1 protein-coding gene is annotated in these 581 nt (G+C 67.3%); it reads right to left on the bottom strand.

What is annotated here, in order from left to right; genetic code table 11:
* Positions 1–581 (bottom strand): aldehyde dehydrogenase family protein (locus tag ACYBHZ_RS19330; protein ID WP_460275950.1); only part of this gene is annotated, 581 nt, incomplete at both ends.

The raw sequence follows: 581 nt of genomic DNA, 5'->3' as shown, positions 1-581 counted from the left end.
GCATCGGCCACTTCGACGCCCGTCGGGAAGTTGTTCGCCATGACCCGGCCCGCCTTGCGCTCCAACACCGGCAGAAGGCTCCGCGCAAGCGCCGCATCCCCTGCGTCCATATGCAAAGTCGCGGTCAGCTGACCCTCAAAGCCCTTGGCCAGTTCCACCATCTGCTCCGGCGTTTCGGTGCGGATGACCAGACCGAGCGGCCCGAAGACCTCTTCGCCCAGAGCGTGATCTTGCAGATAGGTCTGGGCATCGGTCTCATAGAGGTTCGGGCAGACGTCGCGCCCGGCGCTTTCGGTCTCAAGCACCGCACGGACGGAGTTGCGGTCGTGGAACCGCGCCTTGCCCGCAGCATAGGCCGAGGCGATGCCATCGGTCAGCATGGTCTGCGGCGCAACCGCGCTCAGGGCTTTGGCGGCGGCGGCCACGATGGCGTCCCCCTCCGGCCCTTGGGCAATCACCGCAATGCCCGGATTGGTGCAGAACTGCCCTGCCCCCATGGTCAACGATCCGGCCCAGCCCGTGCCGATGGCCTCTCCGCGCGCGGCGGCCGCTTCGGGCAGGATGAACATCGGGTTCACGGA

This window comes from Celeribacter sp. ULVN23_4 (assembly GCF_054788345.1).
Note: the sequence above shows the minus strand (reverse complement) of the source record. Positions and strands in the feature narration are given on the sequence as shown.